Source organism: Brevundimonas sp. TWP2-3-4b1, assembly GCF_049897665.1.
Taxonomy (GTDB): domain Bacteria; phylum Pseudomonadota; class Alphaproteobacteria; order Caulobacterales; family Caulobacteraceae; genus Brevundimonas; species Brevundimonas subvibrioides_B.
In genome coordinates this window covers 19,820-45,941 of the sequence record NZ_JAFCWQ010000003.1, presented here as the reverse complement: position 1 = coordinate 45,941, position 26,122 = coordinate 19,820, and the positions used below count along the sequence as shown (strand labels likewise).

The 26,122-nt window shown below is 65.5% G+C and carries 25 protein-coding genes, 3 tRNA genes and 1 pseudogene; 7 read left to right on the top strand and 22 right to left on the bottom strand.

What is annotated here, in order from left to right:
* Positions 1-39: 39 nt before the first annotated feature.
* The 13 genes from ACP7A5_RS03710 to ACP7A5_RS03650 all read right to left on the bottom strand — a co-directional run bounded on the left by ACP7A5_RS03710 (position 40) and on the right by ACP7A5_RS03650 (position 7,783).
* A tRNA-His gene (locus ACP7A5_RS03710) sits at positions 40-116 on the bottom strand.
* A gap of 186 nt (positions 117-302) precedes the next feature.
* Entirely contained in the window at positions 303-1,022 is a 720-nt protein-coding gene (locus tag ACP7A5_RS03705) for a TonB family protein (protein WP_426040645.1), read from the bottom strand.
* A gap of 2 nt (positions 1,023-1,024) precedes the next feature.
* A complete protein-coding gene (locus ACP7A5_RS03700; protein WP_426034941.1) occupies positions 1,025-1,471 on the bottom strand; it encodes a biopolymer transporter ExbD in 447 nt (148 codons plus the stop codon).
* A gap of 5 nt (positions 1,472-1,476) precedes the next feature.
* Positions 1,477-2,376: a tonB-system energizer ExbB gene (exbB, locus tag ACP7A5_RS03695; RefSeq protein WP_426034939.1), complete on the bottom strand. Its 900-nt coding sequence runs from the start codon at positions 2,374-2,376 to the stop codon at positions 1,477-1,479.
* A 427-nt stretch (positions 2,377-2,803) separates the two neighbouring features.
* Positions 2,804-2,879: transfer RNA gene (locus ACP7A5_RS03690), tRNA-Phe, on the bottom strand.
* A gap of 73 nt (positions 2,880-2,952) precedes the next feature.
* Positions 2,953-3,120, bottom strand: coding sequence for a DNA gyrase inhibitor YacG (locus ACP7A5_RS03685; RefSeq protein ID WP_426040644.1), 168 nt, complete (start codon positions 3,118-3,120; stop codon positions 2,953-2,955).
* Between the two features lie 4 nt (positions 3,121-3,124).
* Complete coding sequence (locus ACP7A5_RS03680; protein WP_426040643.1) at positions 3,125-4,156, bottom strand: ribonuclease E/G; 1,032 nt, start codon at positions 4,154-4,156, stop codon at positions 3,125-3,127.
* Complete coding sequence (locus tag ACP7A5_RS03675; protein ID WP_426040642.1) at positions 4,153-4,731, bottom strand: Maf family protein; 579 nt, start codon at positions 4,729-4,731, stop codon at positions 4,153-4,155. The genes ACP7A5_RS03680 and ACP7A5_RS03675 overlap by 4 nt, the downstream gene beginning before the upstream one ends.
* Before the next feature lie 8 nt (positions 4,732-4,739).
* Complete coding sequence (infA, locus tag ACP7A5_RS03670; protein ID WP_008261544.1) at positions 4,740-4,958, bottom strand: translation initiation factor IF-1; 219 nt, start codon at positions 4,956-4,958, stop codon at positions 4,740-4,742.
* A gap of 103 nt (positions 4,959-5,061) precedes the next feature.
* Positions 5,062-5,526 carry a UPF0262 family protein gene (locus tag ACP7A5_RS03665; protein ID WP_426040641.1) on the bottom strand — a complete coding sequence of 155 codons (465 nt, stop codon included), beginning with the start codon at positions 5,524-5,526 and terminating at the stop codon, positions 5,062-5,064.
* Positions 5,523-6,020 (bottom strand): DUF2948 family protein, encoded by a 498-nt coding sequence (locus ACP7A5_RS03660; RefSeq protein WP_426040640.1) that lies wholly within the window; start codon positions 6,018-6,020, stop codon positions 5,523-5,525. Before ACP7A5_RS03660 ends, ACP7A5_RS03665 begins: the two co-directional genes overlap by 4 nt.
* On the bottom strand, positions 6,010-7,314 hold the full coding sequence (gene murA, locus ACP7A5_RS03655) for a UDP-N-acetylglucosamine 1-carboxyvinyltransferase (RefSeq protein WP_426040639.1): 1,305 nt from the start codon (positions 7,312-7,314) through the stop codon (positions 6,010-6,012). The genes ACP7A5_RS03660 and murA overlap by 11 nt, the downstream gene beginning before the upstream one ends.
* A 292-nt stretch (positions 7,315-7,606) precedes the next feature.
* Positions 7,607-7,783 (bottom strand): hypothetical protein, encoded by a 177-nt coding sequence (locus ACP7A5_RS03650; RefSeq protein WP_426040638.1) that lies wholly within the window; start codon positions 7,781-7,783, stop codon positions 7,607-7,609.
* A gap of 94 nt (positions 7,784-7,877) precedes the next feature.
* Between ACP7A5_RS03650 and ACP7A5_RS03645 the strand changes: the two genes are divergently transcribed.
* Positions 7,878-7,952, top strand: a tRNA-Thr gene (locus ACP7A5_RS03645).
* 78 nt (positions 7,953-8,030) lie between these two features.
* Here the strand turns inward: ACP7A5_RS03645 and ACP7A5_RS03640 are convergent.
* Both ACP7A5_RS03640 and msrB read right to left on the bottom strand, forming a co-directional pair.
* Positions 8,031-8,618 (bottom strand): hypothetical protein, encoded by a 588-nt coding sequence (locus ACP7A5_RS03640; protein WP_426040637.1) that lies wholly within the window; start codon positions 8,616-8,618, stop codon positions 8,031-8,033.
* Between the two features lie 88 nt (positions 8,619-8,706).
* Positions 8,707-9,198, bottom strand: coding sequence for a peptide-methionine (R)-S-oxide reductase MsrB (gene msrB, locus ACP7A5_RS03635; RefSeq protein ID WP_426040636.1), 492 nt, complete (start codon positions 9,196-9,198; stop codon positions 8,707-8,709).
* A gap of 339 nt (positions 9,199-9,537) precedes the next feature.
* Here msrB and ACP7A5_RS03630 point away from each other — a divergent pair, with 339 nt between their 5' ends.
* Together ACP7A5_RS03630 and ACP7A5_RS03625 are read left to right on the top strand one after the other, a co-directional pair.
* Entirely contained in the window at positions 9,538-9,861 is a 324-nt protein-coding gene (locus ACP7A5_RS03630; protein ID WP_426040635.1) for a hypothetical protein, read from the top strand.
* 322 nt (positions 9,862-10,183) lie between these two features.
* Positions 10,184-10,564, top strand: a complete 381-nt coding sequence (locus tag ACP7A5_RS03625) for a bleomycin resistance protein (protein ID WP_426040634.1) — start codon at positions 10,184-10,186, stop codon at positions 10,562-10,564.
* Between the two features lie 301 nt (positions 10,565-10,865).
* On the opposite strand, the gene ACP7A5_RS03620 is transcribed toward ACP7A5_RS03625, so the two are convergent.
* A complete protein-coding gene (locus tag ACP7A5_RS03620; protein ID WP_426040633.1) occupies positions 10,866-12,356 on the bottom strand; it encodes a hypothetical protein in 1,491 nt (496 codons plus the stop codon).
* A gap of 162 nt (positions 12,357-12,518) precedes the next feature.
* Between ACP7A5_RS03620 and ACP7A5_RS03615 the strand changes: the two genes are divergently transcribed.
* Positions 12,519-14,513, top strand: a complete 1,995-nt coding sequence (locus ACP7A5_RS03615; RefSeq protein WP_426040632.1) for a biotin carboxylase N-terminal domain-containing protein — start codon at positions 12,519-12,521, stop codon at positions 14,511-14,513.
* Positions 14,514-14,886: 373 nt separating this feature from the next.
* Positions 14,887-15,600 carry a PAS domain-containing protein gene (locus tag ACP7A5_RS03610; protein WP_426040631.1) on the top strand — a complete coding sequence of 238 codons (714 nt, stop codon included), beginning with the start codon at positions 14,887-14,889 and terminating at the stop codon, positions 15,598-15,600.
* Here ACP7A5_RS03610 and ACP7A5_RS03605 read toward each other — a convergent pair.
* Positions 15,533-16,225: an IS6 family transposase gene (locus ACP7A5_RS03605; protein WP_426040630.1), complete on the bottom strand. Its 693-nt coding sequence runs from the start codon at positions 16,223-16,225 to the stop codon at positions 15,533-15,535. The genes ACP7A5_RS03610 and ACP7A5_RS03605 overlap by 68 nt on opposite strands.
* A 102-nt stretch (positions 16,226-16,327) precedes the next feature.
* On the opposite strand from ACP7A5_RS03605, the gene ACP7A5_RS03600 reads away from it, so the two are divergent.
* Complete coding sequence (locus ACP7A5_RS03600; RefSeq protein WP_426040629.1) at positions 16,328-16,486, top strand: hypothetical protein; 159 nt, start codon at positions 16,328-16,330, stop codon at positions 16,484-16,486.
* 36 nt (positions 16,487-16,522) lie between these two features.
* On the opposite strand, the pseudogene ACP7A5_RS03595 reads toward ACP7A5_RS03600, so the two are convergent.
* Together ACP7A5_RS03595 and ACP7A5_RS03590 are read right to left on the bottom strand one after the other, a co-directional pair.
* A pseudogene (locus ACP7A5_RS03595) lies at positions 16,523-17,157 on the bottom strand (IS6 family transposase).
* A 145-nt stretch (positions 17,158-17,302) separates the two neighbouring features.
* On the bottom strand, positions 17,303-20,401 hold the full coding sequence (locus ACP7A5_RS03590; protein ID WP_426040628.1) for a TonB-dependent receptor plug domain-containing protein: 3,099 nt from the start codon (positions 20,399-20,401) through the stop codon (positions 17,303-17,305).
* A 330-nt stretch (positions 20,402-20,731) separates the two neighbouring features.
* Between ACP7A5_RS03590 and ggt the strand changes: the two genes are divergently transcribed.
* Entirely contained in the window at positions 20,732-22,483 is a 1,752-nt protein-coding gene (gene ggt, locus ACP7A5_RS03585) for a gamma-glutamyltransferase (protein WP_426040627.1), read from the top strand.
* A 249-nt stretch (positions 22,484-22,732) separates the two neighbouring features.
* Here ggt and ACP7A5_RS03580 read toward each other — a convergent pair whose 3' ends face one another.
* From ACP7A5_RS03580 to ACP7A5_RS03570, 3 genes are all read right to left on the bottom strand, one after another.
* Positions 22,733-23,455 (bottom strand): IS6 family transposase, encoded by a 723-nt coding sequence (locus tag ACP7A5_RS03580; protein WP_426040626.1) that lies wholly within the window; start codon positions 23,453-23,455, stop codon positions 22,733-22,735.
* Between the two features lie 336 nt (positions 23,456-23,791).
* On the bottom strand, positions 23,792-24,754 hold the full coding sequence (locus ACP7A5_RS03575) for a hypothetical protein (RefSeq protein WP_426040625.1): 963 nt from the start codon (positions 24,752-24,754) through the stop codon (positions 23,792-23,794).
* Between the two features lie 77 nt (positions 24,755-24,831).
* Positions 24,832-26,082, bottom strand: coding sequence for a glycosyltransferase (locus ACP7A5_RS03570; protein WP_426040624.1), 1,251 nt, complete (start codon positions 26,080-26,082; stop codon positions 24,832-24,834).
* Positions 26,083-26,122 lie beyond the last annotated feature (40 nt).

Sequence of the window (26,122 nt, the reverse complement as noted above, 5' to 3'; positions counted from 1 at the left end):
GGTTCAGCCTCACTCTTCCCCGTGCACCCCGGCGAAGGATGGTACCGCCTCTCAGGCTTGAACTGAGGACCTCCGGTTCCACAAACCGGCGCTCTAACCAACTGAGCTAAGGCGGCGCAGCGCCCCCCCCAAATGTCGGCCGATCGAAGATCGGACCGTGGGAGGGGCGACGCGAGGCGCGTGTCTAGCGTCGCGGGAGACGACGATCAAGACCGCTTCGGCGCCTCCAGCCTATCCGGCAACGAAAAACGCCCCGAGGTTTCCCTCGGGGCGTATTCCCTGGTCCGTTTCCGGGCCATGTTCTAGTCCGGCAGGTTGAACCTGACGGTGAAGCGAACCGTACCCCCGGTGGCCACGCCATCGACCGAACGGGGCGACAGACGGGCACTGCGGGCCGCAGCCAGGGCAGCGCGACCGAAGCCGGCGCCCGACGGCGTTTCCGAGACGATCGAGCATCCGGAGACGCTGCCGTTCGGGTTGACGGTGCAGCTCAGATCGGCGCTGCCCGACAGACCGCGCTCGAGAGCACGATCCGGATAGGTCGGGCGGGGCTGCGAGGCCCAGCTCGGGTTGGTGATCACCGGCGGCCGAACCGGAGCCGGCGGGGCCGGCGGCGGCGGAGGGCCGGGAACGATCACGGGCGGACCCCGATACTCGACCCGGTCTTCCTTCTTCGTCGGCTCGATCGGAAGCGTGATCGGCGGCGGAGGCGCCAGGGTGTTGATCACCGGCGGACGGACCTGCAGCTTGGGCGGCGGCGGGGTGTCCGGCGGAGGCGGAGGCGGCGGGGGCGGCGGGGGCGGCGGGATCGGTTCGACGATCTCGACGTCCACGGCGTCGTCCGAATACTCCTGGATGCGCAGCTCGAACTTGGTCTTCTGCAAGTAGAAGATCATGATCGCGAAGAGGACCGTAACGGTCGACAAGGCGATCAGCCAAACCCCGGGGGAGACCCCCATGAAACCCTTCTTGCGAGGGGCGTCATAGCGACTGCGATGATACTCAACGGGTGTGTCTGTCATCGTCAACCTCCCGGCGGCGTCGAGTTGTCTTCGCCGACCAGGGCGACGCTGTAGAAGCCGTTGTCCTGCAGGGCGTTCATGACCTGCATGAAGTCGCCGTATCGGGTCTGCTGGTCGCCACGGATGAAGATACGTTCTTCTTCCGGGTTACGCGTGCGGATCAGGCGCCGCAGATCATCCCCAAGCTGTTCGGGGCTGCTGCGTCCGTCGCCGATGAAGACGTCGCCATCGTTCTGGATGGAGATGAACACCGGCTTGGGAGGATTCTCCTGCGGCGGGGCCACGGCCGTCGGCAGCTTCACCTCGACCGACACGGTGGCGAGAGGCGCCGCCACCATGAAGATGATGAGGAGAACCAGCATGATATCAACGAATGGCGTGACGTTGATGTCGCTCTGCTGCTCGACGTTATACTTGCCGCCGCCGCCGCCTGAAAGTTTGGCGGCCATCCGTCTTACGCTCCCTTGTCGAGTTGACGCGAGATGGCGTTGACCAGTTCGGCGTTGAAGCCGTCCGAGCGAGTGCCGTACGCCGAGATGCGGGTGTTGAAGTAGTTATAGAAGATAACGGCCGGGATAGCGGCGAACAGGCCGATACCGGTGGCGAGCAGGGCCTCGGCGATACCCGGGGCGACGACGGCCAGGTTGGTCGTGTTCGACTGGGCGATGCCGATGAACGAGTTCATGATGCCGTAGACGGTGCCGAACAGACCCACGAACGGGCCGGTCGAGCCGGTCGAGGCGAGGAACTGCTGACCGCCCGAGAGGCGGGCGGCGAGGCCGGCCTGAACGGCGGCGACGGCTTGTTGAGCGCGCAGCAGAGCCGAATCGCTGTGGTCGCCGTGGACATTCAGACCCGCCTGACGGGACAGTTCGATTTCTTCGGTGGCCGCGGCGGCCATGTCGGCCAGCGGGTTGCCGTCGAACTCGTCGGCGGTGGCGACCCGACGCATGTCAGCGATGGTGCGGGCGCCGCGGAAGGCTTCCAGGAACTGGTCGGTCTTGCGATTCAGACCGCCGAACTCGATCAGCTTGATGAGCAGCAGGGTCCAGGAGAAGATCGAGGCCAGCAGCAGGCCGATCATGACGATCTTAACGACGATGCCGGCTTCCATGAACATGGAGATCGGCGTGATGTCGCCGCCGTGTCCGCCCGAGACGGCGTCGCCGACCGATTCCGGATCGGCTTCAGCGACGGGAGCGGCCGGAGCCGGGGTGGCGGCGGCCGGAGCGGCAGCAGCGGCGGCAGGAGCCGCAGTCGCGTCAGGGGCTGCCGGGGCTTGCGCCAGAGCCGGCGAGCCCGCCATCAGGACGGCGGCGCCGGCCAGGGCGAGAAGGGTGTTGGTCTTAATCATGTGTCGCCAGTTCCTGCTTTTTTGGTCTGACTCGTGGAACCCAGGATCGGAGCGCGTCAGGGGCGCTCCGCCCTCTATGAAATCGGTTGTGTCCCGCCGATCGGCCGGATGGCCAACTGCGGAACGCCTTCTGTCGCATCCGGTTGCTCGAGAGCACCATCGACGGGTTGGTCGAAGCCTTGGAGCACGAGGCCCGGCGGGCGTTCGGCCGCTCACGCAAAGAAAGCGGTCAAGCTCCTTTGGCGAACCGATAACAGAGCGTCAAGGCTTCAGAGGTGCTTTTCGCCCCGCGGGCGAGCCCCCGGGCCGAATCCCCGCAATGTCTTACCACTGCTGCATTTCGGCGTTAGGTTAATCGACCCCGCCGTGCCGAAACGGCATCGAAGCCTTACCTTTGGGAATGGTCGGCTCTTCCGCTTGGGAAGGATGGTGCCTGGAGGCGGGTTCGAACCACCGACACATGGATTTTCAATCCATTGCTCTACCAGCTGAGCTATCCAGGCCACGCGTCAAAACGCGAGAGGCGGGTCTATAGGCGAGCCGAAACGGGGTGTCCAGAGCAGGATCGAGCGGAGATCAGTCTTCGTTTTCAGGATCGGCGTCGGGGACGCCCTCGTCCGTGTCAGGCAGGACATAGGACCCCACCAGCCAGCGCTGCAGGTCCACGTCGGCGCAGCGCTTCGAACAGAAGGGCCGGTAGGCCTCGGCGGCCGGATTCTTGCGGCAGATCGGACAGGTCGCCATTGGGTCAGTCCTCCTCGACCACGAAACGCCCGGGCGGGACCGAGGGGTCCGCCCTCAGAGTCGCCCGAGGCCCAAGGCGCGCGACGAGTGGCGCAGCGGCCGCCGCCTCGTCCGGCGCACATCGGGCGGTGAAGCGCGGCGTCGCGGTGTCGCAAAGCATGCCGTGCCTCAGGCGCCGGACGACGTCGATGGCCCGCGTCGCCAGCGACCGTCGTCCGGCTGGCTCGTTCAATATCTCTTCCACCGGCCGCGTCCGCCACGGCAGGGTCAGTTGCAGCAGGCCGAACCGGCTCAGGGGCCCCACGGTCGCGTCGTCGCCGGCGAAGGCCGTCTTCGCCATCTCCGTGACCTGCGCGGGATCCAGCGTCGTTCCCACCAGATCGACGGCGACCAGCCCGCCCCAGCCGCTCAGCCGGATCATCCGCGCCGCCTGGTTCAGACCCTGCCGATTGGCCTGCGCCAGACCCTTGCGCGCATCCCGTCCCGGCAGACGCGCATAGTCTATGTCCACGGCGATCAGCGCCCGCGTCCGCTGCACCGCCAGGTCCAGCGCCCATTCGGCGAAGACATCCCCCGACCCCAGGGCCTCTTCCTCGGCGTCCCAACTAGCCTGGATCGCCGCCACGCCCCGAATCGGTTCGACCCCGGTGGCAGCGTAGCGCAGCCGCTCGATGACATCTGGTCCGGGCGCGACCAGCCGGGGTTTCCCCTCCCCCGCGCCGAGCCGCTTCAGCGCCGGCCCCTTGGCCTCGCGCCGTTCCGCCGTGACCTCGACCTCGACGATCTCGCCCGCTCGCAAGCTCTCGCCCTTGCCGAGCGGCAGGAACCCGGACGGGCCTTCGCAGCCCAGGTCGATGAAGGCGGCGCGGAAGGCGGCATCGGCCTCGATTACCCGCCCGACGCTGCGCGCGCCCAGCCGATGCTGAGGCGGATCGTCTTCCCGCTGGATGATCAGGCGTTCGAACCGGCCGTCCCGCGCCACGACGCCCCGGACCTCGCCCGGCGTGTCGTCCAGAAAGGTCTCGACCTCGCTCATCTGCGCCAGCCGGCGCCCGCCAGCAGGTTGACCGTCTCCGGCAGGGGCAGGCCCATCACCGCGGGATGGCTGCCGATGATCTTCAGCACGAAGGCGGCCGCCGGCCCCTGGATGCCATAGCCCCCGGCCTTGCCCTTCCAGTCGCCCCCGGCGACGTAGTCCGCGATCTCGGCGTCCGACAGCCGCTTGATGGCGACGCGGGTATCCACGACCCGATGGGTCACCCGCTCCCCGACCGAGACCGCCACGCCGGTGAACACGCGATGATTCCGTCCCGACAGCAGGCGCAGGAATTTTTCGGCCTCCGCCGCATCGGCCGGCTTCTCCAGCAGCCGGCGCCCCACGGCCACCACCGTGTCGGCGGCCAGCACCACGGCGTCCGGCGACCGCGCGGCGACGGCCTGCGCCTTCGTCCGGGCCAGACGTACGGCCAACCGCGAAGGCGTTTCGTCCTTCAGCGGCGTCTCGTCGATGTCGGCGGGATCGATGCGATCGGGGGTGATCCCGATCAGCGCCAGCAGTTCGATGCGGCGCGGGCTGGCCGAGGCCAGCACCAACTCAGGCCTGGGGCTCACCCCTGCCCTTACTTGAAGCGGTAGGTGATACGGCCCTTGGTCAGGTCATAGGGCGTCATCTCGACCAGGACCTTGTCCCCGGCCAGCACGCGGATGCGGTTCTTGCGCATCTTGCCGGCGGTATGGGCGATGATTTCGTGATCGTTCTCGAGCGTCACGCGGAACGTGGCGTTCGGCAGCAGTTCGCTGACCGTACCGGGAAACTCGAGCAGTTCTTCCTTAGCCATGCGGCCTCTCGCGCCCTTGAATACGAATCAAGGCCCGCGCCGGACGAAAGCGCGAGCCGTAAGAAGTCGGCGCTAATGCACCAAAACCGGCGGCTAGTCGAGTTCAACCCCGCCGATACAACGCGCACACCAGCGTAAACAGCCGTCGCGCCGTCTCGTGGTCGATCTGGACCTTGCCGTCCAGCCGGGCTTTCAGCAGTTCGGCGCCTTCGTTGTGCAACCCCCGCCGGCCCATGTCGACGGCCTCGATCTGGCTGGCCGATGACCCGCGCAGCGCCTCGTAATAGCTGTCGCAGATCATCAGATAGTCCTTCAGCACGCTCTTCAGCGGCGTCAGGCTCAGGGCATAGGTCCGCGTGTAATCCACCCCGGTGATGTCGAAGACCAGCCGGTTGTCCTGCAGCGACAGCTTCAGGCCATAGGGTCCGCCTTCCGCCCCTTCGGGCTCGAACGAGTTCTTTTCGATCAGGTCGAAGATGGCGACGCGGCGCTCGTGCTCGATCTCCGCCGTGGCCGACGGCAGGGTCGCCTCGTCCAGATCGACGGAGGCCAGCCGGTGATCGTTCACGACTCCATCCCGTCCGAGGGCGCGTCCAGGTGGGTCGGCGCCATCCTGGCGGGCCAGCGTTCCGACAGGTCGGTCACCACCGCGTCCAGGCATTCGACGTCGACCCTCAGGTCCCCGCCGCCGGCGAACATCAATATGGCCCGACCGCTTGGCGCCTCACCCTCGAAGAAGTGGATCGCCAACAGTTCCAGCGGCGCGTCGGGCAGCCTCGGCAGGCCCCGGCTTTTGACCGCCAGCACGTCGCCGAACTGCATGGCGGCGCGCACCCGCGTCCCGCCGCACTCCCAGCAGAACCGGCTCAGCTCGATCGTCAGCCGCCGTGCGCCCTTTTCCCAGACGATGTCGGCCGGCCTGAGGATCGCGTCCTGCAACGCCGCCGAAATGATCGCAAGGTCCTCGCCGTCCTCGGCCAGCAGCCGCAGGGGCTCATTGGCGCCGCCGCTCGGGGTGCGGATCGCCTCCTGCGCGTCCCGTTCGAGGGCCTCAGTGATCATCGCCCGGTCCTTCCACGGGCGGGCCCTTGACCCGCCGGATGTCCGCCCCGCATGCGCCGAGCTTCTCTTCCAAACGCTCGAACCCGCGATCCAGATGATAGACCCGGCCGATATTGGTTTCACCTTCCGCGACCAGACCCGCGATGACCAGACTGACAGAGGCTCTCAGGTCCGTCGCCATGACCGGCGCGCCCTTCAGTTTCTCGACGCCCGTGACATGCGCCTCGCCCGCGTGGACCGAAATTTCAGCGCCCAGACGCATCAGCTCCGGCGCGTGCATGAAACGGTTCTCGAAGATGTTCTCGTGGATGACGCTGACCCCGTCGGCCGTGGTCATCAGGGCCATGAACTGGGCCTGCAGGTCGGTGGCGAAGCCCGGATAGACCTCGGTCGCCACATTGACGGCCTTCAGGCGTTGCGACGGATCGCGCTTCACGATGACCCCGTCCTCGGTCGGGATGATCTCGACGCCCGCCTCGACCATCCGGTCGGTCAGGGCCGTGATCAACTCCGGCCGACTGCGCGTCAGCCGCACCTCGCCCCCCGCCATGGCGGCGGCGCAGGCGTAGGAGCCCATCTCGATCCGGTCGGGAATCACCGACCATTCGCCGCCGTTGAGAGAGGTCACGCCCTCGATCGTCAGGGTATCGGTGTCGATCCCCTCGATCTTCGCGCCCATCATCACCAGACAGCGGGCCAGGTCGCCGATCTCCGGCTCCCGCGCGGCCCGCTTCAGCACCGTCGTGCCCCGCGCCAGGGTCGCGGCCATCAATGTGTGTTCGGTCGCGCCCACCGAGACGAACGGAAACTCGATCTCGGCCCCGATCAGCCCCCGAGGCGCCGTGGCGGAGACATAGCCCTCCTCCAGCTCGATCAGCGCCCCCAGACGGGTCAGGGCGTCGATATGCAGGTCGACCGGCCGCGCCCCTATGGTGCAGCCGCCCGGCAGGGACACCTTGGCATGCCCCGTGCGCGCCAGCAGCGGGCCCAGGACGTTGAACGACGCCCGCATCTGGCGAACCAGATCGTAGGGCGCGAAGCTCGACGTGATTTCCCCGGCGTCGAACAGGGTCTCCTGATCCGCGCCGTGGCCGTTCTCGGTCACCGCAATGCCGAACTGCTGCAACAGCCGGCCGAGGAATTTCGTGTCCGCCAGCCGCGGCATGTTTGTCAGCAGCAGCGTCTGATCGGTCAGGATCGACGCCGCCATCAGTTTGATGGCCGAGTTCTTGGCGCCGCTGACCGGAATCGAGCCGTGAAGCGGGCCGTTGCCGTGAACCGTGATGCTGTCCATGTCGTCCCTGAACGTCCGCAGGGAAAAGGAGGGCCCGGCGAGCCGGCTATCTAGCGCGGTCGCCCCGTGTCGCGAAAGGGCCTGTCACCAACCGTGACCCTTCTCCGGGGAACGCGCCCCCTCTCCCGGCGGGAGAGGGCTTGAGGCTCGCAGAGCGCAGCGAGGCGCAAAGCCGAAAGGGTGAGGGTTTGCCCTCACCGGTTGGTGCCAACCCCTCACCCTTTCGCGCAAGTCTGATCGCCTTCGGCTCCCAGGCGCTCAATCCCTCTCCCGCCGTGAGAGGGAAACCACCCTAGTTCTCCGGCCTGTCACGCTTCGGCTCAACTGGCTTGCGACGCCTCAGATTGTCCCGCAGCGCCCTGGCGAGCCGCACCGTGCGTTCGGCCCGTTCGATCTCTGCCGGCGTCCGGAGCGCGGGCGGCGTCGCATCGGCGGACGTCGGCGTCGAGGACTGGGGCGGCTTGGTCATGACTTCACTCAGCCTCGGGAAAAGTTTCGGGGCAAGGGAAAATGGGCTTCCCCCCCGGCAGTGGAGTGGCTATACGGCCGCTTCCTCGGAACAGGCCGCCGTAGCTCAGTGGTAGAGCGCATCCTTGGTAAGGCTGAGGTCGTGGGTTCGATTCCCCCCGGCGGCACCATTCCGAAACGATAAGGCCCGGTCGCGAGACCGGGCCTTTTTGGTTTTCAGTCCGCGCCGTGCGCGCGGCGGAGGGCTCTCAGTCCTCGGCGGTCAGAGCGGGCGCCCGATCGCGCCGCCCCTTGTCCTCATCCCAGCTGAAGCCGATCGACATCGACCGCGACCGGCCCTGCGCGTCGTAGAGCGAATCATAGACGCCATAGGGCCGGCTCCGCGAGCCATAGCCATAGCCGTACTCGCCCGGATAGCCGTAGGCGCCGTAGCCGTAACCCGGATAGCCATAGCCGTTCTTCGTCTGGCTGTAGGCAAGGTCCAGCCGGCCGTTCTCGCCGATCGGCAGGGATACGCCGACCGACACGGAGGAATAGTCGTTCGTCCCGATCGAGCCGCTGACGAAGCCGTGCATCTTGCGATCGTCCTGCGGGCCCGAGGCCACAGCGAACGGCTCCGATTCGGGCGCACGGGCGGCGACCCAGCGGTCGATCTGGTCGCGCGTGGTCAGATTGTGAGGGGCCACGGCGACCACCTGGGCCGCCTCGGGCCGGGCGTCGGTGGTCGGCGCCTCGGCCCCCACCATCACCGCGCCCGCTCCGCGCGGAGCCGTGGTCACCACGCCGTCAGGATCCTCGGGAGCGAGAATGGCGGCCAGGGCGAGGGCGATCAGCATGGGCGGGACTCCGGACTGGGCATCATCCTAACCCGGATTGAGGCCGGATCGTGATGGGGAAGTTTCAGCCCCGTCTTGATTGAGGCGATCACGCCACCCCGTCGCCGCGCCCCAGCGGGTCGGGCAGAGGCCGGCCCTCCTCCACGAACGACAGGGCCACGGAGTTGATGCAGTAGCGCAGGCCGGTCGGCGGCGGGCCGTCGGGGAACACATGGCCCTGGTGGCTGCCGCAGCGGGCGCAGGTCGTCTCGACGCGCACCATGCCATAGGCCCGGTCCTCGATGGCCGTCACGTGGTCGTCGCTGACCGGCTGGGTAAAGCTGGGCCATCCGGTTCCGCTCTCGAACTTGGTCGTCGCCCTGAACAGCGGCAGGCCGCACTCGCGACAGACGAACACGCCGGCCCGCTTCTCGCCCAGCAGCACGCCGCAGAACGGCGCCTCGGTGCCGTGCGACAGCAGAACCCGCTTCTCCTCCGCGTTCAGATCCGCCTCCAGCGCCACGCGCTGGCCCTCCGAGGGCGGCGTCAGGTCGTATCCGGCAGCGGACAGGTTCGGGCGGGCTTCGGTGGTTTCGGTCATGGACGGGAAGTGGTGGTGCGGAGGCACGGTTCCAAGAGCCGTGATGTCCACCTCGCATCAAGGATCTGAGAGGCCGCTATCAGGACAGTGTTGCTGTCCGCTTCCGCCCCCGAACCCACATCCGTCAGACCTGCTCCGGCCCACCTGGAAAACGTCGGATTGCGGAACAAGTAGCTTGGCTTCGACCGATTTTTGGATCGTGGTCACTGAGACGGGGCACGTCAGGACTCGTCATTTACTGGCATGGCTGCAAGCCGCTATGGTCCGACGTGACGAATTTGTTCGACGTCGCTTTTTCTAACTGCGCCGGCATCCCGTCGGCCTTGGGGGACTGCACTTATGAAGACCAACCTTTTCTTGGCGGCTTCGGCCGTTGTTCTCATGTTCGGCACCAGCGCCATGGCGCAGGCCACGATGACCGTAACCAACGACGGCGAAGTGGCCATCGTCGGCCTGGCCATCTCGGGCGAGTCTTCCGATGATTTCGGCGACAACCTGCTCGACGAAGAAATCGCCCCGGGCGAAGGCGTCGAAGTGACGTTCGACGTCGGCGACGACTGCGTCCAGGACGTCCAGGCCACCTACGAAGATGGCGACACCGAAGAAGTCATGGGCGTCGACCTCTGCGAAGGTGACGGCTTCGAAGTCGAAGACGAAGACTAAAGCTTGAAGGACGGCGGCGAGGAACAAGGTTCCTCTTCTCCCACTCACGCTTTCTGCTGCGGCGGCTCCCGAGAGGGGGCCGCCGTTTTCGTCCGTGGCTCAACCGCCATCGACCTGGTCGCCGGACTTCGATGCGACCGGGACAAGCTCCTGGTGTTGATCCCGGCTGATCGACCGCCGCCCCACGCGAACGCGCCGTCCGCCCGGTCTCTTTCACTGCGGCAAAGGACCGCTCATACAGCCGTCCTGAAGACCGCTTCCGACCCGTTGCAGCCGTTCACAGTTTGCAGGACTGTTCCGGCTCATCCAGCGAGATCTAGCCATGGCGAACATCACTCAGGTCACGCCCTTCATGCTGGTGCCCGATCTGGCGACGGCACTCGACTTCATGGTGGATGTGCTCGGCGTCGGATTAGACTTCCGCACGGGCGATTACGCCTATGTCAGTCGTGACCGTGCTGGCTTGAGGATGATGGAGGCCGGTCCTGGCAACCCGTTCCAGCCGGGGACCCGCCGCTTCGCCTGCTATTTCGACTGCCGGGACGTGGATGCACTTTACGCCGATCTGAAATCGAAGCTGGACGTCTTGCCTCTCGAGGACGTGCACGGGCCGATGGACAAGCCTTACGGTCAGCGCGAACTGCTCGTTGTTGCTCCCGACGGCAATCTCATCGCCTTCGGCCAAGCCACACGACCCGCTTAAGCCAAGGTCCGCTTCGCACCCCGAACAGCTCTTCAGCGCGTCTGGCTTGTGGCGATAATCCCAACGTCTCGTTTGGGTCCGATGCCTTTGGCCGCTCCCGACCCTAAGCAGACGTAAAGCGCGCCGCATTCGCTAAAGGTTCACATCTACGACGACCGCTCACCGTCGCAGGCCATGCTGCATGAGCGCCCGCCCCAAACGAAAGAGGCCGGACGAGGTGTCCCCCGCCCGGCCCCATCTCACTCAGACTGCGCTCAAGCAGCGGGCGACCGCGTCGCCCGCGTTAGCGCACCAAAATGCCTCAACCCCCGAACAGCGTCCCCACCCAGGTCCGCACGGCGTTCTCGTCCGCCGGGTTGCCGACGTAGACCAGACCCTGCGCCGGGGTGAAGGGCGCGCCGTTCGGGCGTTCGCGGCTGGTCCAGGCCTTGTGGCCGTAGCTCAGGTCCGAATAGTTCGACGGCAGGCGGGCCTGGGTCGGCTCGATGAAGATGGTGTCGGTCGCCGTGGTCGAACCGGCGATGCGTACGTTCGGAAGCTTGGACAGCAGGTCCAGCGTATCGAGGCAGCCGCCCGAGCAGCCCGCGTCGACCAGGACGACCACCGGACCCTGAACGGGGTTGGCGGCTCCCGTGTCGGCGACGGCGGCGCGTCCCGGCAGGGTGAAGGTCTGCTGACCGGCCGCGATGGCCGCGTCGAAGGCCGCGACGATTTCCTGCGTCTGGACGATCACTGGACCGGCTTCCTGAACGAAGCGCGGGTCGGCCTGCATCCGACCCAGGGTGTCGGCGTACCAGGTGCGGTTGCCCGGGGTGGCGCGATAGGTGATGGCGCCGGCGGCCGGCTGGCGGCTGACGGTGAACTCCGGCGTCCAGATCCGGTTGGCCAGGCCGTAGCCGCGCGCGGTCGAGGTGTAGGCCGAGGCGCCCGAGGCGGCGCGCAGGTCCAGCACGAAGCCGGCCGGAGCCCGCAGGGCCCCCGCCTGGCCCTCGACCAGCGCGTTGAAGGCGTCCCAGCCCGCGCTGTCGGCGAACGAATGGACATGCACCCACGGACGGCTGTTGACCGTCTCGACGTTCAGCGGGGTCGCGCCCGGCATATAGACGGTGGCGCGATAGGCGGCCTCGAGGTCGCCGGCGACCAGCGGCACGGGGCGCAGTTCGACGGCGCGGGGCCGTGCGCGGGCGTCGCGCTTGAACTCGCAGGTCGAGGGCGTGCCGGCGGCGAACGGGTTGTTGCGGTTCCACAGCAGATAGGGCGCCGAGGTGACACGGCCCGCCTCGGTGTCGAGGTTGCCTTCCCACTTGTCGAGCTTGCCGCGGGCGTATTCTTCGATGGGGGTCAGATTGCAGCTGACGACGATCTCGCCGAGGCGCGGCGCGTTGCGCGTGCCCGGCTTCACATAGGTCACCACATACTGGCCATTGCGCCAGCCGGTCGCGATCCCGGGCCAGTTGATGCCGAAATAGGGGCCCATGCCTTCGAACGACGGGGTGATGGCGATGTTCGAATCACGGAAGCCGGCGGCGTAGTAGCGCAGCAGATAGGCGTGGGCGTCGCCCGAGTTGACCTGGCCGATCCGGCCGTTGGCGTCCGTCAGGCCGGCGTCCAGCCAGCTGCGGAAGGTGTCGCCCGGCGCGCCGGGAACGACGGCGGCGGGGTGGTTGTCGCGCAGCGCGTCATGCGCGGCCTGCAGGTCGGTCCGGGCCAGGGCGCGGAAATCCTGCGCGGTGGCGGTCCCCGCGACAAGCAGGAAGGCGGCCGCCGAAACGGCGGTCAGAAAGCGGGTCATGAACGAACTCCAGGCCGGGGATGCGAATGGTTCGGCCGCGAGTTAAAGCCGATCCACCCCGACCTTGCCAACCCAGAACGGCAGCCTTGTGGCGGTTCGCCAGACGGGCGAGCCGGTATACCGCCGTTTACACGCCCGCAGCGCCCGCCTACGAACCGCTTCATGTTTTCCAAGATCCTGATCGCGAACCGGGGCGAGATCGCCGTCCGGATCATCAAGACCGCTCGCCGTATGGGCATCCGGACCGTCGTGGTCCACTCCGACGCCGACGCCGGCTCCATGGCCGTCGAGATGGCCGACGAGGCCATCCACATCGGCCCCTCGCCCGCCGCCGAGTCCTATCTGGTCCAGGACAAGATCGTCGAGGCCGTGCGCCGCTCGGGCGCCGAGGCCGTCCACCCTGGCTTCGGCTTCCTCAGCGAGAACCCCGTCTTCGCCCGTCGGCTGGAGGCCGAGGGCATCACCTTCATCGGTCCCAACCCCCACGCCATCGAGGCCATGGGCGACAAGATCACGTCGAAAAAATTCGCGCACGCCGCCGGCGTCTCGACCGTCCCCGGCTACATGGGGCTGATCGAGTCCGACGACCATGCCGTCCAGATCGCCAACGAGATCGGCTATCCGGTCATGATCAAGGCCTCGGCCGGCGGCGGCGGCAAGGGCATCCGCGTCGCCCACTCCGACGCAGACATGGCCGAGGGCTTCTCCGCCGTGAAGGCCGAGGCCCTGACCGCCTTCGGCGACGACCGCGTTTTCCTGGAAAAGTTCATCATCGACCCGCGCCACATCGAGATCCAGGTCCTGGGCGACAAGCACGGCAACATCGTCTCCCTGTTCGACCGCGAGTGCTCGATCCAGCGTCGCAACCAGAAGGTCATCGAGGAGGCCCCCTCCCCCCTGCTCGACGACGCGACCCGCAAGGCCATGTCCGAGCAGGCGATCGCCCTGGCCCGCGCCGTGAACTACGACTCGGCCGGCACGGTCGAGTTCGTCGCCGGTCAGGACCGCAGCTTCTTCTTCCTGGAGATGAACACCCGGCTCCAGGTCGAGCACCCGGTCACCGAACTGATCACCGGCGTCGACCTGGTCGAACAGATGATCCGCTCCGCCGCCGGAGAGACCATGGCCTTCGGTCAGGACGACCTGAAGATCAACGGCTGGGCCATCGAGAGCCGCATCTACGCCGAGGACCCCTATCGCGGCTTCCTCCCCTCCATCGGCCGCCTGGTCCGCTACGACCAGCCCGAGGAAGGCGAGCACGACAGCCCCATCGGGACCTATACGGTCCGCAACGATTCCGGCGTCCGCGAGGGCGACGAGATCTCCATCTTCTACGATCCCATGATCGCCAAGCTGAACACCTGGGCCCCAACCCGCCTGGGCGCCGTCGAGGGCATGGCCCGGGCCCTGGAGGACACCCACCTGCAGGGCGTCGGCCACAATGTGCCGTTCCTGGCCGCCGTCATGGACCAGGACCGCTTCAAGTCGGGCCAGCTCTCGACCTCCTACATCAAGGACGAGTTCCCCGACGGCTTCAAGGGCGCCGCTCCCGACCGCCGCCGGGTCGACATCCTGATCGCCACGGCCGCCGCGATGAACGAGATCATCAGCGAACAGTCCGGCGACCCATCCGACCGCACAGACTGGATCATCCTCATCGACCGCGACGCGCACGGCGTCACCCTCGGCTATGACGAGGAAGAGGCCCTGACGCTCGACCTCGCGGGAGAAGACCGCGCCCTGCACCTGTCCGACATCGACTGGCGTCCCGGCCTGGCCCAGTTCCGCGCCGTTCTCGACGACGCGCCCTATACCGCCGAGGTCGCCCGCATCGCCGACGGCTTCCAGATCCGCACCGGCGCCGCCAGGGCCCGCGTCCGCGTTCTCACCCCGCGCATGGCCGAGCTCTTCGCCCGCCTGCCCGAGAAACAGGCCGCCGACACCTCCAAGCTGATCCAGTCCCCCATGCCCGGCCTCGTCGTCTCCATCGCCGTGACGGTCGGCCAGGAGGTCAAGGCCGGCGAAACCGTCGCCGTCATCGAGGCGATGAAGATGCAGAACATCCTCAAGGCCGAACGCGACGGGGTGGTGAAGGCCGTCGGGGCCAAGGCCGGCGACCCGGTCGCGGCGGACGATGTACTGGTCGAGTTTGGATAGGCTTCCAACGAACCGACGCCTGGCCTCCTTTTGTCATTCCGGACGAAAGCCCTCTCGCGCCGGAGAGCGGGAACGAGGCGGCGCACAGCAGCCAAACTTTCGCGCACACGGCTGACTGATCGCCTACGGTCCGGGACTCGCAGCGCTGCGCCCGGCATGTCAAAAAGGGTGTGGCTTCGCGAGCGGGAAATCGCTCTCTGCCCTGCAGCCGTCGCCATGATGCGGTGTCCGCTTGCGACGAAGACTGTGAAAAAGTGCCGGGGCCAGCCGTGATCGGCCCATTTAAGCCGGAGCCATGACCATATTGCCGCCGGGCCATCGGTTATCTACGTATTGGAAAGTGTGCATAGCCTAGCCTGCGGAACGTCAGAATATGACTTATAACATCGGCGTCACCAGCGAGCGTCTGGGACGGATCGTCGAAGAGGCGACAAGCGAAGTCTATATTTTCTCGGCCAGCGATTTCACGTTTCTGCTTGTCAACAGAGGCGCGCGGGAAAATCTTGGCTACACCAGCGCTGAACTCTCCGCGTTGACGCCTTGGGACTTGAAACCAGAGATAGACAGGGACGATTTCCTGTCCATGGTCCGACCGCTTTTTTCGGGAGAGATCGAACGTCTGGACTTTGAGACGATTCATCGCCGCAAGGACGGCACCGACTACAATGTGGCCGTCCAGCTTCAACTCTTCGAAGAGGAGGGCGATTGCGTCTTTTATGCAGCGATTCAGGACATCACCACGCACCGTCGCCTGGAGCAAGAAACCCGCGCGCTTGCTCGTCGGCTTGATGCGATCCTGGACAACACCACAATGTCCGTCTTCGTCATGGATGAGAGTCAACAGTGCACGTTCATGAACAAGGCAGCCGAAAAGCTCACGGGCCATGCCTTTGCCGAGACGACCGGACGCCCGCTTCATGATGTGATCCATCATAGCTACCCGGACGGCCGTCCTTTCCCGCTTTCAGGGGCTGACAGGTTAACTGCTCCAAGTCGAAAAGCGCCCTCCCCGCCTCGATTCAGTCAACCGCCGCCGCCCAAGCGGTCGCCGCCTCGGCGCGGAATCGCCGAAGGGTTGGTCTGCTGATCAGATGACGCTGGATGTTGAAGGTGTTGTAGATCGCCGCGTGGGTGGTGAGGAATTTCTGGGCTGAGGCCTGGGATTTGAACCGCTGCTGCTGCCGTTCTCGTCGTCGGATCGGGAGGTGGGAGTTCTCCGCCCGATTGTTCTCCCGAAGCCGACCCGGCCGGTGCAGATGCCTCAGATCCAGCTGATCCAGAGCCGCGCCGTATGAGGCCAGGCCGTCCGTCGTGATCGTCTTCGGCTCGACCGGCTGGTTGTGTAACAGGCGTCGGAGAAGCCTCAGCGCCGCCTCCGTATCCCGCCGGCGCTGGACCAAGAGGTCGAGAACCTCGCCTTCGTCATCGACAGCCCGCCACAGATACATCCGCTTTCCGCCGATCGAACAGACCATCTCATCAAGGTGCCAGCGAGGCGATGGAACTGGCCGACGGCGCTTCAGCCGCCTCGCGATCAAAGGGCCGAACTTGATCGTCCAGCAGCGGATCGTCTCATAGCTGACGTCGATCCCGCGTTGCGCCAGGAGCTCCTCGACGTCACGAAAACTGAGGCTGAAACGAAAGTACAGCCAGACGGCATGGCGGATGATGTCGGCCGGAAATCGGTGGCGCTTGAACGAAATCGACTTCACGAAACAGCATCCCCGTCAGCGGTTTAGGCCGCCCTAAGTGGAGACAAGTTAGCGTTAGACTGACAGCACCGGCCAAGGTATGATGCCGAAAAGTGCAATCCGTTGGCCGAATCCTTTGCCGGACCGGGCGTTGTTAAAGAGATCGGCGAGATCGAGCGCTCAATAGCCTATCTGGTGCAGAACCTGCCGACCCATGACGCGTTCTTGAATCATTATTGCCCCGCGACTCCATCGTCTGCTGCGGCGGCGTTGACAGGTTAACTTGGCCAAGCCGAAAGCCCCCTGCCCCGCCGCCCTTCAGGCAACCGCAGCCGCCCATGCGGCATCAGCATCGGCACGGAAGCGACAAAGTGTGGGTCTGCTGATCAGATGCCGTTGAATGTTGAAGGTGTTGTAGATCGCCGCGTGGGTGGTGAGGAATCTCTGGGCTGAGGCTTGGGATTTGAATCGCTGCTGCTGCCGTTCTTGTCGTCGGACCGGCAGGTGTGAGTTCTCTGCCCGATTGTTCTCACTAAGCCGACCCGGACGGTGCAGGGCCTCAGCTCGAGCTGTTCCAGAGCTGCGCCGTATGAGGCCAGGCCGTCGGTCGTGATCGTCTGGGGTTCGACCGGCTGGTTGTGCAATAGCCGCTTGAGCAGTTTCATCGCCGCGTCCGTATCCCGCCTGCGCTGGACCAGGACGTCGAGGACCTCGCCTTCATCGTCGACCGCTCGCCACAGATCCATCCGCTTTCCGCCGAACGAACAGACCATCTCATCCAGGTGCCCGCGCGGCGACGGAACCGGCCGATGGCGCTTCAACCGACTCGCGATCAGCGGTCCGACTTTGATCGTCCAGCACCGGATCGTCTCGTAGCTGACGGCGATCCCACGCTGAGCCATGAGCTCCTCGACGTCGCGAAAGCTGAGGCTGAAGCTAAAGCGGAAGTGCAGGCAGACGGCATGGCGGATCACGTCCGCCGGAAACCGGTGCCGCTTGAACGAAATCGGCTTCCCGAAATATTTTCTCCGCCAACGGCTTATAGGAGAATTATCGGAGGCCTTTTAGCGTTCGCCTGACAGCACCTTTCGCTGCGCCCTAGAAGGACTTCCGCAGGTTCACATACCAGTAGCGGCTGTAGGGGGTGTAGACGGTGCCCAGATAGCCGTCCGACGCCAGCGGGGGCTGCTCGTCGGTCAGGTTGCGCACGCCGACGCGAACCGCAGTGCCGTCCAGCGCACCGCCCTCGTCGAACTCGTACTGGCCGTAAAGATTGCCGGTGATCAGGGAGTCGATGACCCAGATCTGGTTCGAGGGGTCGAGCAGGAAGTCCTGTTCGACGCTGCCGGTATAGGAGGTGAAGGCCCCGACGGTGATGTTTTCGTAGCTCCATGTCGCCGACAGAGACCACTTCCATGCCGGGCGGCTGTTGTTGCGGATCAGGTCGCCAGCGCTGCCAGCGAATGAAATCAGCGGATCGAGCTTTCCCTCGGCCTTGGCGTCGATAAGCCCCTGGATGCCCGGCGATGGCTCCAGATAGAAGGTGAGCAGGTGCGAGACATTCAGATTGACGTTGAAGTCCCCCAAGCGCGTGCCGTGAAGGTTCCACATGGCGCCGAAGTCGAAGCCCTCGGCCGTCTGGGGTTGCAGGTTGTCGTACAGGTCCTTGACGTAAAGGATCTCGCCCGCCGGCGTCAGGCCCGTTCCGGCGAAGATCCTGATGTCATCGGCTGTCGGGGCGGCACGAACGACATTGGGGTTGGTCAGGTTCTGCTTGCGCAACAGATAATCCAACGTCAGCGCATTCTGGCCGCGGAAGACGCCGACCAGCCCGGTCTGTTCGACCCGCCACCAGTCCGCCGTGAAGGTGAAGTCTCCGATGCCTGCCGGTGAAAAATCGGGCTGGATCACCGTGCCGAAAGACAGGGTTTCGGATTCCTCCGGCTTCAGGTTCGGGTTGCCCGCGCGCTGTTCCGCCACCAGGCGGCGCACCCGGACGGTGTTGATCGAGGCTGTGTCGGCAAAGCCTGGAACCAGGGTGGGCGACGCGCCGCATCCCGCAAACGAGGCCATGGCCCCGCGACGGATCAAGGCTTCGCAATAGACCCAGTCGGTGCTGGAGTTGGAACGCGTTACGATCGTGGCGTTGATCTGCTCAAGGTTGGGTGCCCGGAATCCCTGGGCCCAGGAGCCCCGGAAGCGGATGCCGTCGACCATATCCCAGGCCACGGCGACCTTGGGCTTGGCGACGTCGCCGAAGTCCGAATAGTGCTCGAAGCGACCGGCGATCTGGGCTTCCAGGCGATACACCAGGGGAACGTTCATTTCGGGCGAGACGATTGGCACGGCGAACTCGGCATAGGCCGAATACACATCGCGTTCGCCCGTGGTGTCCGGGCTCAGCGAAGAGTTCACGAGGTCGCTGTAAACCGAGCCAGACGGGTCCGTGTATGTGATCGTGCCGTCGATACGCTGGTCGCGGTCGTCCAGTTGGGTTTCACGACGGGCCTCGACGCCGGCGGCAAAGCCAAGATCGCCACCGGGCAGGCGGAACAGGTCCGGGCGCGACACCTTGAAGTCCCCGAGGGCCAGGGTGGTCTCGGAATATCGACGCATCTTGACGCGGATGGCGTTGAGGGCCGCGGTGCTGCTGGGGGTTCCGTCGCCGAAGCTGAAGTTGTTCAGGTCGCCGCCATTGAACGGATTGTAGGCGTCGGCCGTTGAAAGGGCGAGCTGCCTCTGGAGGGCTGTGTTGGAGACGTTGTCACTGATGTCTTCGGCGCTCGCTTCCGAATAGACGAGGGCGCTTTCCCAGTTCCATCCGTTCCAGTCGCCGCGCAGCCCGCCGAGCAGTCGGTACTGGTCGTTGGTGACGTTGACCTCGATCGGACCGAGGTCCTCGAAGCGATAGCCGCTGAGCAGAAGATCGACGCCCGCCGCAGGCGCCGTGATTCCGGTCAGCCGGTTCGGGTTCACGACCCCGTTGATCAGCGTGGCGCCGAAGGGATTGTAGAAGTTGGTCCTGGGGATCGTGACCACGACCGACGACAAGGTGCTGATAGGTGCCTGGAAGGCCGTGGTTTCGGCATGGTAGTAGCCAAATTCGCCGAACGCCTCGACGTTGTCGCTGACGTTGTACCTGCCGGTGAGGAAGGCGTTCAGACGCTTGACTTCGGGCACCACGGTAATGCCTTGGGCGGCGGCGTCGCTGAAGAGCCGCGGATCGATAACCGTGCCGGACCTCACGCAGATGCCGTCGGCGGCCGGGGCGGAACACCCCGTGAAGCTGGCGGGTTGCCTGGAGAAGGCGGTCAGGTTGGAAGTGGCGCCGGCCAGACGGACCGTTGCGCCGGTCGGCCGGAACAGGCCCCAGGCGGTCAACGACGAGCGGCCGTTCAGCGTGGCGGCGTTCTCGAAACCGGTGCCGGCGAACAGCGCGCGCCTGTCCAGGGAGGCGGTGTAGTCCTGGTCGGTGGTCTTGAGTTCAGACCGGTCATCGTAGTTCAGGAAGAGCGAGATGTTGCCCTGTCCGTCGGCAATGTCGCGGCCGCCGTAAAGGCTCAGATTGGTTTCAGACAGACCGGTGCCCTCGGCTGCGCCATACTGGGCGGAGACGGTCAGGCCGTTCATGTCGTCCCGCAGCACGGTGTTGATCACCCCGGCCACCGCGTCCGCGCCATAAATGGCGGCAGCGCCGTCACGGAGGACCTCCAGGCGCCTGAGGCCGCTGACTGGTATGGCGTTGGTGTTGTAGGTCAGGACCGGAACGAGCTGCTCATTGGCCTGGGAGGTCGGGTGACCGACCACGCGCCGGCCGTTCAGCAGGACGAGCGTATTCCCGATTCCGAGGTTGCGAAGATTGACCGAGCCTGTGTCACCGCGCGCCGAGTTCGAGCTGGCGGGCAAGAATGATGAATTGAAGGTGACATCGCCCATCTGGGGAATTGATCGGAGCAGGTCGTCGCCCGAGGTCGCGGCCGTGGCCAGGATCTGTTCTTCGGACACGACCGTGACCGGAAGAGCCGCCGTAACCCTGGCGCCGCGAATCTGCGATCCCACGACAATCACCTCCTCGACCTCCGTTGCCTGTTCCGGAGCCTCCTGGGCGAGTGCCGGCGTCGCCGAGCCCGCCATTATGATGGCGGTCGTCGCCAGCATGAACGACCGGGTCGAGCGACGAGACAAGGACAGGCGCATGAACTTAAATCCTGAGGCTTGAAATGACCGCCCCGATTTCCCTCCGGGCGGCCATCATAAAATCCGGGCGATCGCCCGTTCTGGAACGACGACCACCGAGGGACGTCGCGTCTCCTGGACGAGGACTAGAAGCCGCCACATTCAGCACGTCAATGGTGGAGGTTGAAAATTGTCGGCTTTTAAAAAGATCTCGCTGTCTCAGGCGCGCTATACTCCGCGAACAGCATTTTTTGCCGGGATCTGGTATCACTGCGCGAAAATAGGGTGGCTTTCAAAATTCAGCTGATTAATCCTCGCCCCGTTTTTTGAACAATTGTGGCAGGAATCATTATGTCGAGCGGACGATCGAGGCTGCTGATCCTGGCCGCTGCGGCCATGTTGTTCTCCGGACACGTCCTCGCTCAGGAGGTTGCGGCACCGGTTCGTCCCGGAGCGGGTAGCGGCGGCGATGTCGTCAGCTACGGCCAGATCCACAGCCCCACGATCGGTCGCGGCGGCATGGTGGTCAGCCAGAGTGTTCTGGCCACCCAGGTCGGCGTCGAAATCCTGAGGCGCGGCGGCAATGCGGTGGATGCGGCCGTGGCCGTGGGGTTCGCGGAAGCTGTTGCCCTGCCGCGTGCGGGAAACATCGGCGGCGGCGGCTATATGCTTATCCATATGGCGGCGACGGACGAACGTCCCGCAGCAGACCTTGCGATCAACTACTATGGCGTGGCGCCGCAGGCGACGACGCCGGATCTGCTGCTGGACGACAACGGCAGGTTTGATCGCAGCGCGCCGTCAGGGTTCCGCAATGTTTCCGTTCCCGGCACGGTTATGGGGATGTGGGAAGCGCATAGGCGGTTCGGCATACTGTCCTGGGCCGAAGTTCTGGCACCGTCGGTCGAGATGGCGGAGGAGGGAGTTGTCCTGTCCGATGGGGAGGCCGCCGCAACGGCGGGACGGGCCTCGGTTCTGGCGCGGGATCCCGGTGCCCGCGAAGCCTACCTGAAGGCCGATGGCACGCCCTACCAGGCTGGAGAGTTGTTCCGTCAGCCGCAACTGGCCTGGAGCCTTCGCCAGGTTCAGGCAAACGGACCAGACGGCTTCTACCGGGGGGAACTCGCTCATCGCATCATTGAGGGTGTTCGCGCGGGCGGCGGCATCATGACGGAGCAGGATCTGGCAGATTTCCGCGTGGTGGTGTCGGAGCCGATCTGGTCGACCTATCGGGATCACCGGATCGCCTTCATGCCGCCGACGGCGTCGGGGGTCAGTGTGGCCGAAACGCTGAACCTGCTTGAGCATTTCCCGATGCGCGAGCTTCGCTGGGGCAGTGTGGACAGCCTGCATCTGATTTCCGAGGCGATGAAGATCAGCTCGTCCGACCGGCGACTGATCGGCGGCGAGCCGCAATGGACCACTCCCTCGCAAGGCCTGGCCAGCAAGGCGTTCGCGGCAGAACGGGTGAAGCTCATCTCGATGGGCAGTTCGCTCTCTGCCGACGCCATCCCGGAGGGCAATCCCTATGCCTACGAAAGCCAGGACACGACCCACTATTCGATCGCCGATGCGCACGGCAACGCGGTCAGCAACACCTTCACTCTGTCGAACTCTTACGGCGCGCATGTCGCCGCGCCAGGGACGGGCATCCTGCTGAACAACTCGCTGGACAATTTCGCCTGGGGCAGCGCGGACGAGAACACCGTCGCCAACAGACCTGCTCCGGGCAAGCGGCTGGGATCTACCATCACGCCCATGATCGTCTTCGACGACGAAAAGCCTTGGCTGGTCACAGGGACGCCGGGTGGCAGCTACATCATCGCGACGATGGTGCAACTGGTCGTCAACGTCATAGATCATCAGCTGAATATCGCCGAAGCAGCCATGCGTCCGCGGCTGAACCAGGGCGGGGGCGACAGCCCACTGGAACTGGAGGGCGGATTCTCGCCGGACATCGAGCCTCTGCTGGAGGCGCGCGGGCATGAGATTCGACCCTCGATGACGATGGGCAGCACCCAGTCGATCATGATCGAAGGCGACCGGTTCCTCGGTGCCGCCGACACGCGCAGGCCGGACGCGCTGGCCCTGGGCGTTCGGTGAGGGACTGCGCCGCATTCGCACTCGCGGCGCCGTTTCGTGGAATGGTGCCTAGGTGCAAAGAGGGGATTACGGGATGACCGGGTCTGGCGCTGAGCCGCCCCCGGTTCGGTTCCAGGCTCATGTCCGCTAACCACCCCAAGCGGCGGTTCGAAGCGTTCGATTTCGGGCATGGCGGCCGGATGTCTGATTTCGAGTCTGATGCCAATGTCGTGGTCCGACCCTAGGCGGTCGTTGGCGGGCGTTGACAGGTTAACTTTGCCAAGTCGAAAGCCCCCTACCCCGTGGCCCGCGGCCGCCGTTGCCTGATTCAGCGTCGGCGCGGAAGCGGCGAAGTGTGGGTCTGCTGATCAAATGGCGTTGGACGTTGAAGGTGTTGTAAATCGCCGCGTGGGTGGTGAGGAATCTCTGGGCTGAGCCTTGGGATTTGAACCGCTGCTGCTGCCGCTCCCGTCGTCGGATCGGGAGGTGGGAATTCTCCGCCCGATTATTCTCCCGAAGCCGGCCCGGTCGATGCAGATGCCTCAGGTCCAGCTGATCCAGAGCTGCGCCGTATGAGGCCAAGCCGTCGGTCGTGATCGTCTGGGGTTCGACCGGCTGATTGTGCAATAGCCGCTTGAGCAGCTTCATCGCCGCGTCTTTATCCCGCCTGCGCTGGACCAGGACGTCGAGGACCTCGCCTTCATCGTCGACCGCGCGCCAGAGATACATCCGCTCTCCACCGATCCGGCAGACCATCTCGTCCAGGTGCCAGCGCAGCGTCGGGGACCACCGCCGCTTTTTCAAACGTCGGGCGATCAACGGTCCGAACTTGATCGTCCAGCAGCGGATCGTCTCGTAGCTGACGTCGATCCCACGCTGAGCCATGAGCTCCTCGACGTCCCGCAAACTCAAGCTGAAACGAAAGTACAGCCAGACAGCATGGCGGATCACATCTGCCGGAAACCGGTGGCGCTTGAACGAAATCGGCTTCACGAAACATCATCTTCAACAGCGGTTTAGGCAGTCATAAGTGGAGACGTTTTAGCGTTGGACTGACAGCACCGTTCGCGGCTGCAGCGATGTTGGTGCGATTATGCACAGTTAGCATGTAACGGTCAGGCGTGTTTGGGCCATCATTTGAGGTCCCGAACATCGGTCATGCACTATCTCCGTCTACCAGACATGCGAGCATAACACACCCTCAAGTAGATCGTTTCCATCCGCTCCCGAAGTCTGCTCTCCAGGCGACTAGGCGATGCGGCTTTAGCCCTTGGTCAGATCGCATCGCCGATACCGCCAATCCCTCCGGCAGGTCGGCCGAAACCGCAATCAGTCGCGGGGCGTCGCCTGCTGGACGCGCACGGAGTGGGCCATGGCGGCAGCGACCGCGCCCAGCCTCCCCTCATCAGAGATCTGGCTCTGTTCCGCACCATAGACGCCGCTCAGGAAGGCCAGATCCCAGGAAGTGAGGCTGGCGGCCGCTCGTTCCGGCTGATCGAACAGGTTGAGGATCGTGTCATAGCCGCGAGGTTGTGCTTCGGGGTCGATCCGAACCACGGCGATCATCGTCAGATAGGCGGCCAGTTGGTCGGTCGTGACCGCCCCGATCTTGTCCACGTCGACGACGATGATCACCTGGGCGAGGTCGTCCCGGAGATCGTTACGTAGAAGCGAGCCCGTCACGATGCGCCGGTTGTCGCCGAAGTCGTTTGGGCTCGTGAGGTCCCCCGACGCCTCAAACGGCGCGTCTCCGGGCCCCCGGTTGGCGGCTATGCCGGTGTCGATATCCACCGGAATGCTGACATGCCACCAGCGCACCGCCGCGTCCGTGTTCTGGAACCGCGCCAAAGCGCGCGAGCCCCGGTTGGCGCCAGACATGTTCAACCTGAACTCGCGACGCCGCGAGGCGACCATCGCCCTGGTCGTTTCGTTGGCGTCGACCGTGAAGGTGATGAAGACACGCGGTTCGCAACCGGGTCGCCCAAGACGAACGCCGAGACCTTCGGCGGTCGCCGAAATGCGCTCAATGACATGCTCGGCGGCGTCGCGCTGAAAATTGCCGACGCCGATACAGAGGGTCTGCCGCCAGGCTGCGGCGCCGCTGCCCTCGACGGGCGGTGCCACCTCATCGATGAAGGCCACCGTCGCCTCCGGCAGCGGGCGGCCCAGGACGACGATGTCGTCGAGCCGGGACCCGTCCTGGCTGCCGGCGAGCGGCTCGCTGGCCTGATCAGTGACGGTCGAGCCGCTCAATGCAGCGGCGACGACGAGCGCCGCGATTCCGAAACCCATGAAAGCCCCCAACTGTTCAGCCCACACGACGCGGGCAGTTGGAGACCAAGTCAAGCCCCGGTTGTGCGGCGAGACGTCTAGTGAACCGCTAGTTCCTCGCCCGGCTGCACGAACTCCGGCCGTCCGCTGACCTCGGCGTAGGTCATGCACAGACCTTCGAAGACGCGGTTCCAGGCGAAGGTCTCGACCGTGTGCACCCGCGCCGCCGCGCCGATGGCCTCGACGTCGCGGGCGAACAGGGCCTCGATGGCCTGGGCGTAGTCGTCGGGATCGGCGCTGCGGGCCAGCTGGCCCACGTCATTGGTGACCGTCTCGGCCACGCCGCCGGCGTTGACGCCGACGACCGGGCGGCCGCAGGCCATGGCCTCCAGCACGATCAGGCCGAACGGCTCCTTGTCGTTGGCGTGGACGAAGGCGTCGCAGCTGGCGATGATCCGGGCCACGGCCTTCGGGTCGCGCTCGTAAGGCAGGGCGATGACGCGGTCTTCGGCGGGCATCCCCTGCCCCGCCCCGACCAGGACGAGGCGATAGGGGTCGCCCAGCTTCTGCACCGCCTCGATCAGGACATCGATGTTCTTCTCGCGCGCCGGGCGGCCGGCGAAGCACAGCAGGCGGGCGCTGGCGGGCAGGCCCAGCCGCTTCAGCAGCCAGTCGCGGTCGCGACGGTCGGGACGGAAGGTGTCGATCTCCACCCCCAAGGGGCGGATGACGATGTCCCGGATGCCGGCTTCTTCCAGGCGGCGGGCGATGAAGCGGCTGGGCGAGATGACGCGGTCGAACTGGCCGAACAGGCGGGCCCAGCGTTTCTCGACCGGCTTCTTGGCCCATTCGCCGAAGTGGAGGGCGGCGAGGCCCGCGGGATCGGAGTGGCAGAAGCCGACGACCGGACAGCCGGCGCGCTGACCGGCCTCCAGGGCGCCCTGCCCCGGAGTGTAGGGATCGCCGGCCTCGATCAGCGACGGTTTCATCGAGGCGACCCAGGCGCCCCAGCGCTTGACCGAGCTGGGCCAGCGATAGCCGTCGCCGAACGGCAGCTTGGTCGCGTGCAGCTGGATGATGCCGTCGCGGCCGGCCTTATGCTGGGCGCCCGGCACGACCAGCGAGTGGGCCACGCCCGGACGGTTCGCCTCCAGCCAGGCCTTCTTGGACAGCAGGTAGCGTTTCACCCCGCCGGAGCGCGGCGCATAGAGCATGGTCGTGTCGACCATGCGCGGTCGCGGATCCTGGGTGGAAGCCTTCAGCACCCTGAGCGTTTCGGCGACCTCTTCATCCCAGCCGGGAATGAGCCGCAGCTCACCTTCGTGAACGTCGAGATCCGTAAGGCTCATGGGGTCTTGCTCCAGGGACTGCTGGCGCTGAACGCGCGTC

What these genes read in the sequence shown, in the direction of transcription:
- murA (WP_426040639.1), bottom strand. Translation starts at nt 7,314, where the DNA reads ATGGACAGCATCACGGTTCACGGCAACGGCCCGCTTCACGGCTCGATT.
- ggt (WP_426040627.1), top strand. Translation starts at nt 20,732, where the DNA reads ATGTCGAGCGGACGATCGAGGCTGCTGATCCTGGCCGCTGCGGCCATG.
- ACP7A5_RS03685 (WP_426040644.1), bottom strand. Translation starts at nt 3,120, where the DNA reads ATGGCGACCTGTCCGATCTGCCGCAAGAATCCGGCCGCCGAGGCCTAC.
- ACP7A5_RS03620 (WP_426040633.1), bottom strand. Translation starts at nt 12,356, where the DNA reads ATGACCCGCTTTCTGACCGCCGTTTCGGCGGCCGCCTTCCTGCTTGTC.
- ACP7A5_RS03615 (WP_426040632.1), top strand. Translation starts at nt 12,519, where the DNA reads ATGTTTTCCAAGATCCTGATCGCGAACCGGGGCGAGATCGCCGTCCGG.
- ACP7A5_RS03650 (WP_426040638.1), bottom strand. Translation starts at nt 7,783, where the DNA reads ATGACCAAGCCGCCCCAGTCCTCGACGCCGACGTCCGCCGATGCGACG.
- ACP7A5_RS03625 (WP_426040634.1), top strand. Translation starts at nt 10,184, where the DNA reads ATGGCGAACATCACTCAGGTCACGCCCTTCATGCTGGTGCCCGATCTG.
- exbB (WP_426034939.1), bottom strand. Translation starts at nt 2,376, where the DNA reads ATGATTAAGACCAACACCCTTCTCGCCCTGGCCGGCGCCGCCGTCCTG.
- ACP7A5_RS03660 (WP_426040640.1), bottom strand. Translation starts at nt 6,020, where the DNA reads ATGATCACTGAGGCCCTCGAACGGGACGCGCAGGAGGCGATCCGCACC.
- ACP7A5_RS03570 (WP_426040624.1), bottom strand. Translation starts at nt 26,082, where the DNA reads ATGAGCCTTACGGATCTCGACGTTCACGAAGGTGAGCTGCGGCTCATT.
- ACP7A5_RS03705 (WP_426040645.1), bottom strand. Translation starts at nt 1,022, where the DNA reads ATGACAGACACACCCGTTGAGTATCATCGCAGTCGCTATGACGCCCCT.
- ACP7A5_RS03590 (WP_426040628.1), bottom strand. Translation starts at nt 20,401, where the DNA reads ATGCGCCTGTCCTTGTCTCGTCGCTCGACCCGGTCGTTCATGCTGGCG.
- ACP7A5_RS03630 (WP_426040635.1), top strand. Translation starts at nt 9,538, where the DNA reads ATGAAGACCAACCTTTTCTTGGCGGCTTCGGCCGTTGTTCTCATGTTC.
- ACP7A5_RS03680 (WP_426040643.1), bottom strand. Translation starts at nt 4,156, where the DNA reads ATGAGCGAGGTCGAGACCTTTCTGGACGACACGCCGGGCGAGGTCCGG.
- ACP7A5_RS03700 (WP_426034941.1), bottom strand. Translation starts at nt 1,471, where the DNA reads ATGGCCGCCAAACTTTCAGGCGGCGGCGGCGGCAAGTATAACGTCGAG.
- ACP7A5_RS03610 (WP_426040631.1), top strand. Translation starts at nt 14,887, where the DNA reads ATGACTTATAACATCGGCGTCACCAGCGAGCGTCTGGGACGGATCGTC.
- msrB (WP_426040636.1), bottom strand. Translation starts at nt 9,198, where the DNA reads ATGACCGAAACCACCGAAGCCCGCCCGAACCTGTCCGCTGCCGGATAC.
- ACP7A5_RS03640 (WP_426040637.1), bottom strand. Translation starts at nt 8,618, where the DNA reads ATGCTGATCGCCCTCGCCCTGGCCGCCATTCTCGCTCCCGAGGATCCT.
- ACP7A5_RS03575 (WP_426040625.1), bottom strand. Translation starts at nt 24,754, where the DNA reads ATGGGTTTCGGAATCGCGGCGCTCGTCGTCGCCGCTGCATTGAGCGGC.
- infA (WP_008261544.1), bottom strand. Translation starts at nt 4,958, where the DNA reads ATGGCTAAGGAAGAACTGCTCGAGTTTCCCGGTACGGTCAGCGAACTG.